9 protein-coding genes are annotated in these 17,519 nt (G+C 56.0%); 6 read left to right on the plus strand and 3 right to left on the minus strand.

From position 1 onward, the window contains the following. Positions 1 to 455: 455 nt before the first annotated feature. Entirely contained in the window at positions 456 to 2,048 is a 1,593-nt protein-coding gene (locus FGU71_RS09570; RefSeq protein ID WP_185960254.1) for a sulfatase family protein, read from the plus strand. Between the two features lie 7 nt (positions 2,049 to 2,055). Here FGU71_RS09570 and FGU71_RS09575 read toward each other — a convergent pair whose 3' ends face one another. Further along, positions 2,056 to 2,910 carry an aldose 1-epimerase gene (locus tag FGU71_RS09575; RefSeq protein ID WP_142788354.1) on the minus strand — a complete coding sequence of 285 codons (855 nt, stop codon included), beginning with the start codon at positions 2,908 to 2,910 and terminating at the stop codon, positions 2,056 to 2,058. Between the two features lie 320 nt (positions 2,911 to 3,230). Here FGU71_RS09575 and FGU71_RS09580 point away from each other — a divergent pair, with 320 nt between their 5' ends. The 4 genes from FGU71_RS09580 to FGU71_RS09595 are packed head-to-tail and all read left to right on the plus strand — an operon-like array spanning position 3,231 to position 11,281. Beyond that, positions 3,231 to 6,071 (plus strand): alpha-L-rhamnosidase, encoded by a 2,841-nt coding sequence (locus tag FGU71_RS09580; RefSeq protein WP_185960255.1) that lies wholly within the window; start codon positions 3,231 to 3,233, stop codon positions 6,069 to 6,071. Between the two features lies 1 nt (position 6,072). Then, positions 6,073 to 7,395, plus strand: a complete 1,323-nt coding sequence (locus tag FGU71_RS09585; protein ID WP_185960256.1) for a sulfatase family protein — start codon at positions 6,073 to 6,075, stop codon at positions 7,393 to 7,395. A 48-nt stretch (positions 7,396 to 7,443) separates the two neighbouring features. Continuing rightward, entirely contained in the window at positions 7,444 to 9,798 is a 2,355-nt protein-coding gene (locus tag FGU71_RS09590) for a glycoside hydrolase family 3 N-terminal domain-containing protein (protein WP_142788357.1), read from the plus strand. A gap of 19 nt (positions 9,799 to 9,817) precedes the next feature. Beyond that, positions 9,818 to 11,281, plus strand: coding sequence for a right-handed parallel beta-helix repeat-containing protein (locus FGU71_RS09595; RefSeq protein ID WP_185960257.1), 1,464 nt, complete (start codon positions 9,818 to 9,820; stop codon positions 11,279 to 11,281). Positions 11,282 to 11,405: 124 nt separating this feature from the next. Here FGU71_RS09595 and FGU71_RS09600 read toward each other — a convergent pair whose 3' ends face one another. Further along, entirely contained in the window at positions 11,406 to 14,477 is a 3,072-nt protein-coding gene (locus FGU71_RS09600) for a TonB-dependent receptor (protein WP_142788359.1), read from the minus strand. A gap of 216 nt (positions 14,478 to 14,693) precedes the next feature. Beyond that, entirely contained in the window at positions 14,694 to 15,434 is a 741-nt protein-coding gene (locus tag FGU71_RS09605) for a 2-keto-4-pentenoate hydratase (protein ID WP_142788360.1), read from the minus strand. Positions 15,435 to 15,759: 325 nt separating this feature from the next. Here FGU71_RS09605 and FGU71_RS09610 point away from each other — a divergent pair, with 325 nt between their 5' ends. Then, positions 15,760 to 17,376, plus strand: coding sequence for a glycosyl hydrolase family 28-related protein (locus FGU71_RS09610; RefSeq protein WP_185960258.1), 1,617 nt, complete (start codon positions 15,760 to 15,762; stop codon positions 17,374 to 17,376). Positions 17,377 to 17,519: the final 143 nt, after the last annotated feature.

The raw sequence follows: 17,519 nt of genomic DNA on the forward strand, positions 1-17,519 counted from the left end.
ATCTCCCTCTTCAGACGCCCCAACGCGCCGGCTTGTAAGTGAAAGGGTAGCGCAAAAACAATCAGAAGCAATCATTCGCTAAATAGGGCGCAGCCAGCCGCCGGGCCGCGCTCTGATCGCGGGCAAGAATTGCAAGCCAAGGCCTGTGTGCCGAAGTTTGCGTCAAACGCGATGGGATAGAGTCATATCTGTTCGATGCGCACATTCACTCATTTGAGGCTGAGCGCGGTTGCTACTCTGGCGTGCTGGTCACGTTAGAGGGGGCCATTGCCGCTCACCGTCATATGTTCGCCCTAAAGTTTGATTGAGTATGCGTAATATTGATCACAAATTTTGGTAAATTGGCAAGTCCCCGCTAGGCTGACCTTATGCGACTCTTCATCCTCTTGTCTGTCATTGTCCTGGCCCACGCGTGCGCGCCTGCTGGTCCGATATCTGTTTCTGATCCCGCGGCCATGTCTGATCGGCCCAACATCATTCTGATCACGGCAGAGGATTTGGGGCCACGCGTCGGTTTTATGGGTGATCCGGTCGCGGTCACTCCCAATCTCGATCGGCTCGCGTCGCAGAGCGTGCAGTTCAATCGCGCGTTCACCACCGCTGGGGTGTGCTCCCCTTCGCGCGCGGCGCTGATCACTGGCGCGCACCAGACGACGATCGGCGCGCACAATATGCGCACGTCGAGCTATGGCGAGAACATGGACGAAGGCGCGCCATACCGCGCGGTTCCGCCGCCTCATGTTAAGGCGTTTCCTGAGCTTTTGCGTGCTGGAGGCTACTTCGCCGTCAATGACTTCAAAACCGATTATCAATTCGGCAATGCCTTCACCGTTTGGGATCGCAACGCGTTGGGGGCTGACTGGAATGACCGCGCGCCGGGCCAGCCGTTCTTTGCGATGATAAATCATGAAGTAACGCATGAGGGGCGCACGTGGCCGCCCGACACGGATACAGCGCTGCATCCAGTCGTCTCCCGTCGCAACCCGCTCAATGCTGAAATCGATGCCGCAAAGGACTTTCCTTTGACCGATCCTGCACGCGTTCGGGTTCCGCCCTATTGGCCAGATACCTATGAGGTCCGTGCCAACCTTGCACGGTTCTATGACAATATCAGAGTCATGGACGGCCAAGTCGGCGCGCTGCTCGACCGGCTTGAGGTAGAGGGCAGGTTTGCTGACAGCATCATCATTTTTACGACCGACCACGGGGATGGTTTGCCGCGCCACAAACGAACGATTTTCGACAGCGGTACGCATGTGCCTCTGATCGTGCGCTTTCCCGATGGGTTTGAGGCTGGCACTCAGCGCGATGATCTCGTCAGTTTTATCGACCTCGCACCCACGATCCTGAATTGGGCAGGGCTCCGCGTTCCTGAATGGATCCAAGGCCGACGCATTTTCGATGACCCGGCGCCGGAAGCGATCTTCATGGCGGGCGACCGGTTCGACGAAGTGCCACAGCGTTTTCGCGGCGTACGCGAGAAAAAGTGGCACTATATCCGTTATTTCAGCGATAAGCCGGTGATCCCCTCGCTCGGCTATCAGAACGTCAATCCGATCATGCGGGAAATGCGGCGTCTTCAGACGGAAGGCGGTCTATCGCCCTTGCAGGCCTCCTACCTCGCGGACACTGCCCCTCGCGAATTCCTGTTCGATACTGAGGCCGATCCCGATGAAGTGCGCAATCTCGCCGATGATCCGCGCTTTGCAACGATCAAACGCCGAATGTCAGGCCGGCTAGAAAAATGGATCGAGGATAGCGGCGATATGGGCCGCATCGCGGAGCGCGACCTGGTCGCTCGTATCTGGCCGGGCGGGCAGCAGCCGCAGACAGCGATGGTGGAGGCCTGCTTGACCTCTGATGGCAAGGTGATGCTCGCTTCTATGACCCATGGCGCATCGATCGGCTATGGCGGAGCGGATGGCGAGGCGCTGCTCTATGCGCGGCCCATCGATGCAGCATCGCCGTTCCAAGCTAAAGCGGTCCGCTATGGATACAAGCCATCGCCGGTAGCGGATTTCGATCCAGCAAGGCTTTCGACCTGTTAGCGTTGGATCAGTCTGCGGCCTCGATCTCGATATGAATCCACGCCTGCATTGTTTCGCCCGGTGCCAACATGGTCATGCCGCAAGGCTTCGTGTTAATCGCATCGGTCTCATGACTTACCGGCTCAATGCAGAAAAAATCCAGTCCGCGCGGTGTGTACACGACCGTGAATGGCAAATTTTCTGACGGTTTAATGGTCGCCTTGGCGCAAAGATCGGGCCAGATCAGCGTGAGCGGACCTTTGCGGCCAGTGTAGACCGTATCGACCGTGCGTGAGCCAACCGGTGCGCCCTTCCACCAATCCGCAGGCTCTGACAATTCAATCAGCCGGGTCGGTAAACAGCCCTCATCAACAGACCACTCACCCTTGTGCAGACCATGATAGGAAGTCTTGTCCCCTCGGTGAAAATAAGGATGGAAACCCAGGCCCGCTGGCATCACCGTCTTATCGACATTGGTGACTTCGAGTTGCAGAAACAGGCCATTCTCTGCGAGCGAGATATATTGCCGCGCCCGATACCGCCATGGCCATGCGCTGCCATCATGAGTGTGCTCGATGACAACCCGCGCCGCATCCGCGCTGATGACATCCCATGCGCTTAGCCAGCCATAGCCATGGATTGGATTGTTATCATCAATAGATGGCGCGTTAGGGGCAAGCTTGAATGTGCTGCCGGCCAATTCGAATTCGCCAGCGCCGATCCGGTTGGAAAACGGCACAATCGGGAAGCACGCTGTATTGGACATTGCGCCGGGCATCGACGCGCGAAGTATCGCATGTCCCGCCCATTCAAATGCCGCAAGTGAGCCGCCCCGCTCAGGATCTATGACGACATGATAGTCGCCGGAATTCAGTTCAAGCATAAAGCACTATTGCCCAATGTACGTTCGGGTTCCCTATCTATCGGAGCTTTCCCTCGCTCGTTGAACGGCCAAGACTTTCAATGGCGTGTCCCGGATATGCCTTCTTTGCCGCAGTCTCATACTTTTCTTTCTGCGCGCAGCGGTGCGCGAGACGAGGGCCGTCGAATTGGAGGATATGCAGGGTTAAGCCCGCACACCCTTTTTCGCCTGAGATGATCTTTGTTTGCGCGTTAGTCGAACTTCAAGTCCTCACTTGGAAATGATCTATAATGCGTATATATGATCAAAAAAGATCATTAAAGATTAAAGGGTGTGGGGTGATGGGTCGAAACTTGCGCGGTGTATTGTCGGCTATTGTATGCTTCTCGGTCGCGGCGTGCTCTGTCCAGTCCGGGCAGCAAAGCAGCGTTTCGCGGTCGGATGCTGCCATTACAGCGCCCGTTCCGTTTGCTCTGAAAGTTGAAGGGCAGGCCAATCCGGTTGGGGTGGGGCGTGAGACACCGCGCCTTTCCTGGCGCAGCGCTGTTGACAGTCAGGCTGCCTTTCAGATTGAAGTCGCATCCACCCCCAATCTGCTTGGGTCCGGTGCGGCGGATCTGTGGGCAAGTGGCCGGGTCACAGATGGCCGCTCGATCGCCATACAATACGAAGGTGAAGCTTTGCGGTCGCGGCAAGAGGCCTTCTGGCGGGTTCGAATTTGGGCCGAGGGTGAAGATCAGCCGGGCGAATGGAGCGATGTCAGCAAATGGCAAATGGCGTTGCTTGAGCCATCGGACTGGAGCGCGGATTGGGTGACTAGTCCGATCTTTCCGGCGGCTGAAGAGACGGCGGGTATGACGCGGTGGCTGGAAGCGACCGCGGCTGACAAACAATTCAAGAATGAAGAAACGATTGCGGATACCAAAAGCCGCCTGCGGGATGTGCGCCCCGCGACCTATTTCCGCAAAAGCTTCATGATTACAAAGCCGATTAAATCGGCGCTGCTTTATTCCACGTCGGCGGGATATTCGGAGTTTTTCCTGAATGGCGAAAAGATCGGCGACCGGATCCTGAACCCGGCTCAGACCGATTTCGACAAGCGGATTTATTACGATATCGATGATGTCACAGACCGGCTGGATCAGGGCGAGCAGGTGCTGGGCGTCCATTTGGGCAATGGGTTTTATGGCGAGCGTACAGCATTTGGAATGGACAAGCTGTTCTATGGTGAGCCCGCCGCGATTGCTCAGCTCGAAATCACCTATGAGGATGGGGCGATTCAGACGATTGTGAGTGACGGCAGCTGGTTCGCTCATCCGTCCCCGATCCTTAAGAACGGGGTCTATTCGGGCGAATTTTTTGATGCGCGTAAGAATGTTTCTGCGTGGAATGACGTGGGTGATGATGGCAGCACTGGCTGGCGCAATGCGTCGGTCCTCGATGCAAGCCCGACACAGGCGCTGGTCGCAGCGGAAATGCCGCCTGTTCGCCGCGTCACCGAAGTGAAGCCGAAAAGGGTCCTCAATCCCGAACCCGGTATCTACACGATTGATCTTGGACAGAATTTCACTGGATTGCCGACAATTGACATGTCGCGCCTTGGCCTTGCCGAAGGGCAGGTGGTGTTGCTGCGCTATGGCGAATGGGCTGACAGCGATGGCAGGGTCGGGATGCAATCTGGCGGCGGTGCGCCGCGGACGAAACAGGTTGATGCCTATGTCTCCGACGGTAAGGACACAGCCGCGTGGTCGCCATCATTCACCTGGCATGGCTTTCGCTACATCGAAATCAGCGGGATAAACGGACCGCCCCCTTTGGACGCTATCACTGCGCATCTGACCCGGACTGACATCGACCGGATTGGACACTTCTCTTCGTCCGATCCGCTGCTTAATCGCATCCATGAAACCGCCCTGTGGTCGTTTGAGACCAATATGGTTTCGGTTCTATCCGACTGCCCGATCCGTGAGCGCAATGGCTGGACCGGAGACGCGCATGCGATCATCCAGATGGCGAGCTACAACTTTGCCATGGGGCCATTTCTCGACAAATATCTGGGGGATTTCAGAACCACTGATTTTATCTCGCCCGCTATCGTGCCGGGGCGGCGGACGCATTCCGGCAAGGTTGACTGGGCGGCGGCAGAGGTTTTCCTGACTTGGGAGCATTACATCCACACCGGCGATGTGTCGGTGATCGAGCGGCAATATGAAAGCCTGCTCGATTATGTCGCCTATGTCGAGAAGGCGATGGATGATGACCGCGTTACCGATCCGTTTCATTATTACGGCGATTGGTGCGACGCATTGCCGGAACTGGGAATGGAGCGCCCGCTTGGCCGCTGCGCATCGTTTAGCACGCCGGGCGATCTGACCGCGACAGCTCTGATGGCGCGGGTGTTCCAGCAAATGTCGGATATGGCCGATCGGCTTGGCCGGGACGAAGACGCGAAGGCATTCGGGCAGCGTTATGATGATGTGAGCGCAGCGTTTAACCGCGCCTATTATCAGGGCGAAGCGTCTGGTTACGGCAGCCAGACTGCCAATGCGATGGCGCTGCAATTTGGCATCGCACCCGCTGACAAAAGAGCGTCAATCGGCGCAGCAATTGATCGAGATGTTCGTGAAAAGTGGGGTGGCCATGCGTCGGTCGGGGCGCTGGGACAGACGTGGGTGTACCCCGCGCTTTCGGAGGCCGGTTATAACGACACCGCATTCGGGATTTTCAAGGCCAAGGGGCCGCCTGGATATGCCTATCTGTTCGATACGCTCGATGGCACAACCTTGTGGGAGAATATCACGGGATACGATCCTGCCGGTGGCGCCGAACCCAGACGCTCACTCAATCACCCATTCAAAGGTGGCTACGATGCATGGTTCTATAGCGGCCTTGGCGGGATTATGCCGGACCCAAAGGCTCCGGGCTACAAACGGTTCTTCTTGAACCCGCAATTCCCGGCCGATCTGGGTGAGGCCAAGGTTTCTCTCGAAACGGGATACGGAACCATTCGCAGCGCCTGGAAGCGTGAGGGTGATGCGATCATCTGGGATGTCGAGATCCCGCACAACACTTCGGCTTTGGACATCCGCAACGGCAGCTCGCGCCTGATCGGGCCGGGAAAGCACCGCTTCCGGCTTAATGCCGGTGATGCTCAAAAAAACATTGGGCAATGGGGCGAGTAGGATGTTTGTAGCACTCAAAACTAAGTTAATGGCCGCGCTGGGCGCTTTCGCGCTTTTGACCGGCTGCGCTTTGCAAACCGAAAAGACCACTGCGGCCAGCCGTGCTCAGGATGACGATCAGCCCAATATCATCTGGATTATCGCCGATGATCAGGCCTATTCGGATTTCGGTTTTATGGGGCATAACCTTGTTCGCACGCCCCATCTGGACAAGCTCGCCTCTGAGTCCGCTGTTTTTCCCAATGGCTATGTGCCGACCAGTCTGTGCCGTGCATCGCTCGCTACATTGATCACCGGCAAATATGCTTTTGATCACGGTATCTGCTTCAACGATCCACCTGATGGCATCCCGCACTCAGAGACATTTCGCTTTCTCCAGATGCAGAAACCCATGCCCATGGCGCTAAAGGCGGCTGGCTATCGCAGTATGCAGACGGGCAAGTTTTGGGAAGGCAATTACGCCAATGGCGGATTTACCGATGGCATGACGCAAGGGACACGTCACGGTGACGCGGGGCTTCGTATTGGCCGAAAGACGATGCAACCGATTGACGAATTTTTGGGTGATGTCGGTGAAGATCCGTTCTTCCTCTGGTTCGCCCCATATTTGCCCCACGCGCCATTCGACGCCGTCGAAGCATATAAAGAGCCATTTCGTGGCAAGGGTCTGGGGGAGCGGACGATTGGCTACTACGCCAATATTTCTTGGCTCGACGATACCGTGGGTCAGCTCATGAAGCTGCTCGAAAAGAACGGCAAGACCGACAATACCGTCATCATGTTCATCGTCGATAATGGCTGGTTGCCCAATCGCGATGGTGAGAGTTTTCGCGATCTTCAAGACAGAGTTATTCGTTTCGATCCGCGTAGCAAGAGCTCACCCTATGAAGGCGGCGTGCGCACACCCGTCTTTGTGCGCTGGCCCGACCGGATCAAACCGGGCCGCCATGATGATCTGGTCAGCTCGATCGATTTCTTTCCGACCACGCTGGCGCTGGCAGGTTTGCCACAACACGAAGCGCTTCCGGGGCGCAATCTGCAACCGTTCCTGGAAGAGCGCAGCAGCCTTACCCCGCGAACCGTCTTTGGCGAGATTTACTACCATACCTCGGTCGATCTCGATGATCCCAAAGTCAACGTGACGCATCGCTGGGCCAGAAAAGGCGACTGGAAACTGATCCTCAATGACTTCGATAGCGGGCAACCGGAACTCTATAATCTGGCGTCAGACCCTGATGAGAAGACGAATCTTGCGCGTGCTTCCCAGCATGCAGACCAGATATCTTCGCTGCGTGCCGAGATCGAGGAATGGTGGCCTGATTAAGCCGAACCGCGCGGTTCCGAACGACCTGCAACAGAGAAAGTAAACGATATGAAAATCGACCGGCGAACCACTCTGGCGGGTATTGGAGGACTAGGCTTTGCCGCAGTAGGCGGCTTTGGCAATGTGCTGCATGCCCGCTCCAATGATGACTACCGCGACAAATCTCTATCGCCAGCCCGCCGCGCAAAAGCGCTTGTTGCGCTGATGACGCTGGATGAGATCGGCGCCCAGCTCAATTGCCCGCGCGCAGCCGATGTGATGGCCGACGCAAAGGCGTTTGAAGCCGACTTTCCGTACTTCCGATACGGCATTGGCGGTGTGTATTCCGCCAGCCTTGAAGCCGGTCCTGCCGACAATGCCCGCGCCGTAATCGCGCTCCAGCGCGAAGTGATCAGCCGTAGCCGTTTCGGTATCCCCGCGTTCATTTTTGAAGAATGTCTTGCTGGATTGCTTGCCGATGGGGCAACGCAATATCCGCAAGCCATGGCCATGGCCTGTGCGTTCAATCCTGAACTTGTCGAGCAGGTTTTCGCCGCGACCGCCAAAGAGGCGCGTTCGCGCGGTGCGCAGGCGTGTTTCTCGCCCAATATCGATATCTGCACCGATCCGCGCTGGGGCCGGGCGGAGGAGACATGGGGCGAGGATCCCTATCTGGTGACGGTTTCGGCGCGCGCCATTGTAACCGGATTGCAGGGGGCACCGGCCGAATATCTTCCTGCGGACCGCATGGCCACCAGTGTGAAGCACTTTGCAGGGTACGGGCAGGGGATCGGCGGTCGCAATTTTGCGCCGTCGCATATCGGGCCGGTCGAAATGCAGAATGTGGTGTTGCCGCCGTTTCGCGCTGCGATCACCGAATCTGGATCTGTCGGCCTGATGGCATCCCACGGCGAAATTGATGGCGTGCCCGCTCATGCTGACACGGCGCTCTTATCAGATTTGCTTCGCGATGAGTGGGGCTTTGACGGTTATGTCGTATCCGACTGGGATGATATCCGCCGCATCCACAGCCTGCACGGTGTTGCCAAAGACGAAGCAGAAGCCGCGATCATGGGGCTGAAAGCGGGCGTTGATCTGGAGCTCGCCAATAACGGCGTCTACCTGATGCTGCCCCAGCTTGTCCGCGATGGCCAGCTTGAGGAAAGCTATGTTCGCCGCGCAGCTGAGCGCGTTCTGGCGGCGAAGTTCAAATGCGGCCTGTTCGATCTGCCATGGGCAGACCCTGCCAAAGCGGCAAGTCTCGCGCGTAGCAAGGAACACCGCGCTCTGGCGCGTAAAGCGGCTGAGGAATCGGTAGTTCTGCTCAAGAACGAGAATGCAGCGCTGCCGCTAGACAAGACTGCGACAAAGAAGGTGTTGGTCGTCGGGCCCAATGCCGCTTCGGTGCATTTGGGCGGATACTCGCCCAAACCCTTTATCGGGGTCAGTATGCTCGAAGGGATCAAGGCCTATGGCAAGCGGGCGGGTTTTGAAACCGTCTACGCGCCGGGATGCCGGATCACGGCTGGCGATGAAGGCCAGAACGAGATCGAGACCGATGCCGCAGATGAGACCGTACGCGCCGATCCGGCGCTCAATCGCAAACTCATTGCCGAAGCGGTCGCCGCCGCAGGCGATGTCGATACGATTGTGATGTGCCTGGGCGGCAATGAAGCGACAGCTCGCGAAGCCTATTTTGCCGGAGACTCTCGCGGAGATCGCGATGATCTGGAGCTTATTGGTGAACAGAATGAGCTTGCCGAAGCCTTGTTGGCTATGGGTAAGAAAACGGTGGCCGTGTTGATCCACGGACGTCCGCTGTCGCCGCAAAAGCTGGTGCAGAAATGCCCCGCAATTCTCGATGCCTTTTATCCGGGCGAAGAGGGCGGACATGCCCTCGCCAACATCCTGTTCGGCGATGTAAACCCGAGCGGAAAGTTGCCCGTCACGCTGGTCCGCAATGTCGGGCAATTGCCCGGTTTCTACTATCAAAAGCCGACCGGTAAATTCAGGAACTATGTGTTCTCCGAGTCCACCCCTCTTTATCCGTTCGGCCATGGATTGAGCTACACGCAATTCATTTGCGGCGCTCCGGTACCTGAGGCGACCTCAATCAAAACGGGCGATATGTTGAAAGTCTCGGTAACGGTGCAGAATACCGGTGAGCGGGCGGGACAAGAGGTCGTCCAACTCTACGTCCGCGACGATATCGCCAGTTTGACAAGGCCGGTCAAACTGCTGCGCGGATTTGAAAAAGTCAGACTGGCGCCCGGCGAACAGCGCACTGTCCAGTTCACGCTTGGTGCTGAAGATTTCGGTTTTCGCGACGCGAGTGGGAAGCTCCTGCTTGAACCGGGTAGCTTCACCATCATGGCCGGCGCCGACAGCGAAAATTTGAAATCGGGTTCGGTTGAACTGACTTGATCTAAATCGGGAAGACATCATGAAAGTTTGTGGAATTGATACAGCGCGTTTGGCGTTGCTCCTATCTTCATCCATCGCCTTGGCGGCGTGTGGTGGTGACGACAGTTCGCCTGCGCCACCTGTCGTGGGTGCGCCGACACCATCTCCCACATCAACGGCGACACCGACACCCACACCGACACCCGCACCGACACCTACAGGCACTTTCGCTGCCACAGGCGGAGAATGCGACGGGACGGCAGGATGGCAGGCAATCGCTGATGATGGCCTTGATGATACGCAGGCGATACAAACCTCTTTGCAGGAGGCCGCAAACAAGGGCGACACACTTACCATCCCGGCAGGCACGTACAATATTGATGATCCCGAAGGCGTGTCTGTCATTATCCAGAACAAGGATTTCGTGATTATCGCAACCGGCGCGGCTTTTGTCGCCGGCCCCAACGTCAATTCCGACCTGATCGATTTCGATGCGACCAGCGCCAGCTTCAGCAGTAATTGCGGTGGTAGCGCGCTTGTCGATCTGAGCTGGACGGGCGGCGAGCTTGATATTTCGCGCGCTCACCTGTCGGGCACTGTCCCGCAAGGAGGCTCAGTTGGCGCGACCATGGTTGGAAGCCCGGTCGCGGCGACGACTGATGGATTATCGGTACGCGGTGCGACCGGTGGAACCAGTCCCCGTGCAAAGGTTGATATGGTCACCATTCGAGGGCTGACTGTGATTGGCGCGCCGATCACCCAGGCCAACCGGACGGCCTATTTTTCAGACCCGGATACTGCGCCGCCGATAGATAGCGAAAGCGACACCTGGCGCAATGCGGGCGGAGACAGCGGAGTCTTTGTGATGGGCGCGCAATCGGCGTTGATTGAGGACTCGACCTTCTTCGGCATCCGGGATGCGAGCATCTATATGTCAGCCGCTCCATACGACGCATCGCTCGGCGGTAATTATGTGATGCGGGGCAACCGTTTTTACGGCGGGTTCGACGGTATTTCGTCAAAGCGTGGTGCGCAAAATATCACCATGGAAAACAATGTTTTCGTTAATATTGTTCGAGCAATGTCCCTGGAATCGCTGAGCCAACCCTTGCGTGACACGAACAGCCAAACTGCGGAACGGATCGTCGATCCTGTTGTCATGGCGAACAACACCTTTAACGGCGTCCAGCGTGCCATTCAGGTGGAATCGGCGAACAATGTAACGGTGTCGGGCAACGTCATACGCAATCTGGGCGCGCGGGTCGCGCAGCGGAATGATCCTGTCAGATACAGCAGGTATGAAGGTATCGTTCTGGAAGGTGTTACCAATGCATCGATCACCGATAACGACATTCTGGGTATCGATGGAACGCGGGGGAGCGCGTCGACAACGGTGGGAATAACGATCGCATCCCACGCGGGGGTGGCGGGACCTATCGCTTCGTCAAATGTTGTGGTCGGTTCTGATAATCTGCTGTCGAACCTGGACAGCGATATTGAATGATGAGCCAAATCATCCGGCGCGTATGACATCACCATCTCGCACGCGATGATTGTTGTTATTATCGTAAAAAGAAAAGGGGGCGCCGCGTGGACGCCCCCTCATTTTTTGATGTTCGAAGTGTCAGTTAGAACTTGAAGCTGACGCCCGCGACAATGCGCCGGTCAGTGAAGTCCTGCTGACAGAGCAACGTATCGTCATTGATGCAGTACTCATCATTCTGCTCGCGCAGCAGATTGATGCCATCCAGACCCACTGTCACGCGATCGGTGACGGCATAGCTGATGCTGGCGTTGAGCTGCCCGCGATCATCGACAATGCGTGGCAGGCCAAAGCGCTGGGTCTGGGTGCCGCGGAAATCCGAACGCCAGCTGTAACGGGCTCGGAAATTGATCCCGTATTTGTCGTAGAACAGCGTGGTGTTGTAGGAAAAGTTCGACAAATTGGGCAGTGTGACGAGCTGCTGCACAACATCATCTTCAAGCCCTGCGGTCGATTGATCGGTATCGGTACGACCAAGCAACAGGTTCAGGGCATTGGCACCACCGTTTCCGTTGAAGAAGTTCGTAACGTCGCCGCCATCCTCCTGATAGGTGAAGTTCCCAATAAACCCGAAGCCCGAGAGCCAGTTTGCGTCGTCGAGAACATCTGCAAGCGAGTATTGCAGCGCTACTTCGACACCGGTTTGGGTGGTCAATCCCGAAGAGTTCACGATTGTACCAACGGGAACGCACAGACCCTGGCCTTGGATCGACGAGAAGACGTTGCGGTCCGCGAACGGGTTGAAGATGCCGCCACCTTCACACGGTGCGGTGATATCGCGATCGATGGCACCGCCAGGTCCCGTCGTTTCCAGCGGAAACTCGGTTTCTTGAGCGAACAGATTTGTCCGGTCTTTATGGAAGAAACCCAGGCTCACAAATCCGGTATCTGAGAAGTAGTATTCACCCGCCAGATCGAATGACCAAACCGTTTCCGGCTGAAGGTTGGGGTTGCCAATATTGACGGCCGCTGTTGCACTGCCGCCAAAGGCGACAGAAATCGACAGGTCATCAAAGTTTGGACGACGCAGATCGCGCGAGATACCGGCGCGCAACAGGAGGTTATCAGCCGGTTCGGCCACAAGGCTCCAGCGCGGCAGGAAGAACTCGTAGTTTGACGATTGACTCAATTGGCCATCAACAACCCCGTTGATGACATTGTTGCCAATCGAGTCGATCTGAGTGCTGACCCAGCGCACGCCAAGGTTGCCGCGGATCGGAACGCCCGCGACTTCACTGTCGTAATTGCCCTGAATATAGAGCGCGTTGGTTTGCTCCTCGATGTCGAAGAACGCGGTCGATGTTTCCACCGGCGCCCCAACCAAAGGCAGATTGACCCCGTTTGCTTCGTTTTGCGCCGTGATTGCCGCGTTCACAGCGGCGATCACTTCGTCAGTGTTGTTGACGGATGCGACCGGGTCGACCGTCAAATAGTCTGGGATGAACAATGCCCGCCCGTCAGCAGCGTTGAAGTTGCTTGGGCCAGCGGTCACAAACTGGCTGAATTGATCGAGCGACGGTCTGAAAAAGGCGGGCGAATTTGCGGAGGTGAAGATGTTCCGCAAAGTGCTGTCGACATTCTCCGCCTTTGAAGAATTGTACCGCCAGCCCAGATCAATGGATGAGAAGAACGGCAAGATGCCTTCAGAATCGAAGTTCAGGTCAAGCCGGAAGGCTGTCTCGCTGTTTTCATTCTGGTTGGCGCCTTGGGTAATTGTACGGATACGATAATTTGCCGGATCAAGAAGTTGGGCCGCCGTTGGCGTCTCAGCCAGCCCTTGGGCGATCCCGAACTGGAGGGTCCCGCCGGTGGTGTCGAAAATGGCAGGGACACCATTGTCGCTGCTTTGGCCAATAGAGGGTTGCGGACCATTTGGGTTGATAAAGTCGGTCTCGAAGGTCAGGTTGGGGAACACCGTGTCCGATGTCGAACTTGAGACTTCGGCGTTGACCGTAAGGCGGCCAACTTCCCATTCGAGCCCAGAGGCAAGAACCGAGCTGTCCGTCAGGCGGGAGCCGGTTTGCGAGGCGGTACGAAGGTTGGAATCGATCGCTCCGTTGCTGGTCACGCCAACACCGAGAATACCTGATGTGACCGCTTGAATTTCACCAAGAACCAACGTTCCGTTTGGTCCTTCCACCGAGCCCAGATTGACGGTCTCGAAGCTCGTATTGTTGGTGTTGTTGATCACCGCAGAAGAGGTCGTGCCCGAGAAGAAAGCTCGCGAGCTTTGCTGGATGCGTTCCTGATCGTTGATCGTGGCGTCGACATAGAGCCGCAGATTGTCTGCCGGCTTCCATTCAAGCGAACCGGTCCAGTTGATGGTTGTATATTCCTGATTGCGCAGTTGCTGATCAAGGAATTGTATGCGCAGGAACGGGAACGCTTCGGCGCTGGCAAAGCCAGAGTTTGGAAGTACGGTCCGGTCGCGGTCGACGCGGGGCGCGAACTCGGTAACATCAAGCTCCGCGTAGCTGGCGCTCATCACGAAACCGATTTCACCGATGCCGGTGTCCCAGCTATTGCCGAGCGTTGCGGAAAAGCGTGGTGTGATCGTGTCGGATAGATCGCTGTGCTCGCCCTGCGCTCTGAATGAGAGCAGCGGCTCGTTCAGATCGAGTGGCCGGATCGTGCGCAAATTCACGGTGCCGCCGACCGATCCTTCGATGGTGCGGGCTTCTGGCACCTTGATCACTTCGACTGCGGCAATCAGGGCTGCGGGAAGGTCTTCAAAGCTGATGCCTGACCGTCCGGTGCCAGATCCGACGGTTGAAACGCCATTGATCTCGACCCGGTTTGCACCGGTGCCGCGAATTTGCACGCCCGTGCCCACACCTGCATCGCGCGTGATCTGAACACCAGTGACGTTCTCTAGAACTTCAGCAAGGTTCTGATCCGGCAGCTTACCAATGTCCTCTGACTGGATCACCTCGATAATATTATCTTTGTTACGCTTTTCATCGAGCGCGCTGGCGAGCGATTGTCTGATGCCGCTGACGATAATTCCGGGATTGGCACCGGTGTCATTTTCTGCCGAGTTAACCTGTGCGTCGTCTTCATTAGACTGCGCTAGGGCGATTGATGGGGTTGCCAACATGGCTGTAATAACTGCCCGCGACACAGCCGTGCGCAGACTTGATTTAGCTAACTTCTTCATTTTTCTCTCCCAAGGATGGCCGAAAGGCTCTTTTTTGTCATTTCTTAGTCAAAAGTCGTTTTGCATGCAGTTACATGCTCAAAGATGATTGAAAATAAGCAATTTAGATACTTCATTTTCAAAAGGCGATCTCTCCTTTCCCTTTGGTAACGGCGTATGGCCCGCCTTTGGTTGCCATTGCTTTTGATCGCAATCTACCAATCCCCTTTTTCGGCGTTACTCTTTCGTTTGATCCAGAGGCGCTGCGCACCCGAGATCCAGTTCGATTTTGCCCAATGGGCCAAATGAAATGATGCTGTGTGCGCCCACTTTTGCTTCATGAACCCCCGTAATCGCCCCCGATGAAATCAAAGTTCCCGGTTGCAACTCGATCCCGCGTTGTTTCGCGTTTTCAATACAAAAATCCCGGGCCGTGAACGCTGCTGCGAATACATCTTCGAGAACCTTCCTGCCGATGAGCGCGCCATCGATCCAGATCGAAACTTCAAGAGGCCTGTCAAAGTCGCTCCACCCGACGATCTCTTGCCCAATAAGCACACCATTATTGTTCCCGAAGTCGCACACGACAGCGATCGGGCCATAGTCATTGATGGCTGGAACAGGGCTGCTCGCAATTTCGGCGCCGGTAAAAATACGATCCTGTGCGCGGCTTGCTCCGAGCTGGATGATCAGTTCTGGCTCTATCGCGGCAAATCCATTCTCAAAGACTGGCATGGACGCAGATTCGCCGGTTTTGACGGACCGGCTGAAAATTGGTCCAACCAACCAATCCGCACCAAGGCGTTCGCGCCATTGTGGAGGAATGCCGCCGACCTTCCATCCCGCAACTTTATCCGGCCATCGTTCGATCGAATACGATTGGATTTCGTATGCTGACACAAGATCGGCAGGGAGCGTGCCTGGGAATTCGGAAAGAGCTTTCGCTTCGCGACGCGCATTAAGAAGGTGCGCGGACATTTTTCTATCCGCCTCGCTTATCACCGTCGCAGCATTTGCTCCGGGTGCGACCAATTCATGTGGCGAGCTCACAGCGCACTGTCTTGTTTGTAATTCATCGCCAGATCCACGCGTTGGTTCCCCCTATTGAGCCAAATGATCAGCCGGTGACCAAAGCGACGGTCGACGGCACTAGACCTCTCGCCAACATTATTGACACCGGTATCATCACGGGTCAATACTGGTTTTGTCAGTACCATTTCGGGAGAAAATGATGACTAGCCTCGCTCGCGCGTTTCCTTTCTATTCGAACGGCTTACGAGCTATGGCTGCATGTGCCGCGGTAATGGCTGCGCCGGCAGCGGCGGAAAATTTGCCTGCCATTCTTTCGGATCAAACGGTGAAAGACGATCACCCGCTTCCGGATTATTCCTATGCCGGCTACGGATTTGGAACCGCAGACATTCCACACATCGCGAAGACCATTGATGTGGCTGAATTCGGGGCTGTTCCCGATGATGGTAAGGATGACAGCAAGGCACTTCTCGCAGCATTAAAGGCTGCGCACGAAAGTGCCGAGCCGGTGCGCGTCCAGTTTCACGCTGGACGGTATGTTCTCAGCGAGATCCTGTGGATTGAACGCAGTGGTATCGTGTTGTCTGGTATGGGCATGGGTGAGGGTGGAACAGAACTTTTCATGCCGCGCCCTCTGAACCAGATCGACGATGGCGGCGCGCTCGACGAAATTCGGACATATCTGGAAGAAAACGATAAATACGAACGCATTCCTGATGCAAATTTAGAGGTCCTGTTCTCGCCATACAGTTGGAGCGCTGGATTTATCTGGACCCGTGTGCCAAATGGTCGCCACGCGACCTATCTTGAGCGTTATGACCGCCCCATACAGGCCGTTGCGCCGATCGCCTCGGGTGCGCAGTTCTCGCGTGAGCTTACCGTGACCGATACAAGCAGCCTGGAGGTCGGTGATGTCTTGCAGATCAACTGGCATAATCGGGCGGGGCCAGACGGTCCGCTCGTCAAATCTCTTTACGGCAATACCAAGGAAAAGATCGGCAGCAGGCATTGGGAATTGCCTGATCGTCCGCTGGTGCGTCAGGCCACCCGTATCGAAGCGATCGAGGGCAATAATGTCACCATTGCAGACCCGTTGCTTCACTCCATAAATAACGAATTGCCAGCGTATTTTTCGTCGTGGGAGCATCTGTCGGATGTGGGCATACAAGACCTGTCGCTTGCCTTTCCCGAAAATCCTGACTTCGGGCATCACAATGAAAGCGGCTTCAACGGGGTCTATTTCACCGGTGTGCATAATGGATGGATCCGAAATGTCAGGATCGCCAACAGCGACAGCGGAATTCTGACCGACGATCTGGCTAATGTGACGATCCGCAATATCGTGACCGAAGGCGATCACACTGCGCATTACAGTGTCCATATCGGCAACGTGCACAATGTGTTGGTCGAAGGGCTTACGGTGTACAATCCGACCGTCCACGCGCTCAGTTTCAACACGCAGTCAACCAAGTCGGTTTACAAGGACGCTGTGGTCTGGACCACTCCAACGCTGGATCAGCATGCAGGAGCGAACCACCAGAATTTGTACGACAACGTGACTGTCCATGTGACGCCTGACCGGAAAGCTGACGATGGAACGCCTATGTACGATCTCTACAAAGCGGGCGGCGCGGGATATTGGCTGCCAGGACACGGTCGTTACAATACCGCGTGGAACGTAAACGTGCTGGTCGCCAACGGCGTGGAGCCGGGCGGCGAAATCGTGATCCTTGGGGCTTCCGAAGGCCCCGATGCACGAATTGTGGGTATGCATGGAAACCGCAAAATCCGCCTGGACCATACGCCAGAGCCTTATCTGGAGTGGCTTAACCGCCCGGTTGAAGGCATTCCGTCACTCTATGCGTACCAGCTACACCAGCGTAGGTAGAGTTAGAAAATTTCGAATAAGCACCTGAAATAAAATGATTTCAGCGCGGTCTGAATTTTGGGGCTGTTACAAGTCGGGACAAAATCGATTAGTTCCGACTTGCTACTTAAATGAACAGAATGCAGGGAGATTGAAGAAATAAG

Origin of the sequence: Erythrobacter insulae, assembly GCF_007004095.1 — a bacterium.
In the GTDB taxonomy this organism is placed as follows: Bacteria; Pseudomonadota; Alphaproteobacteria; order Sphingomonadales; family Sphingomonadaceae; genus Erythrobacter; species Erythrobacter insulae.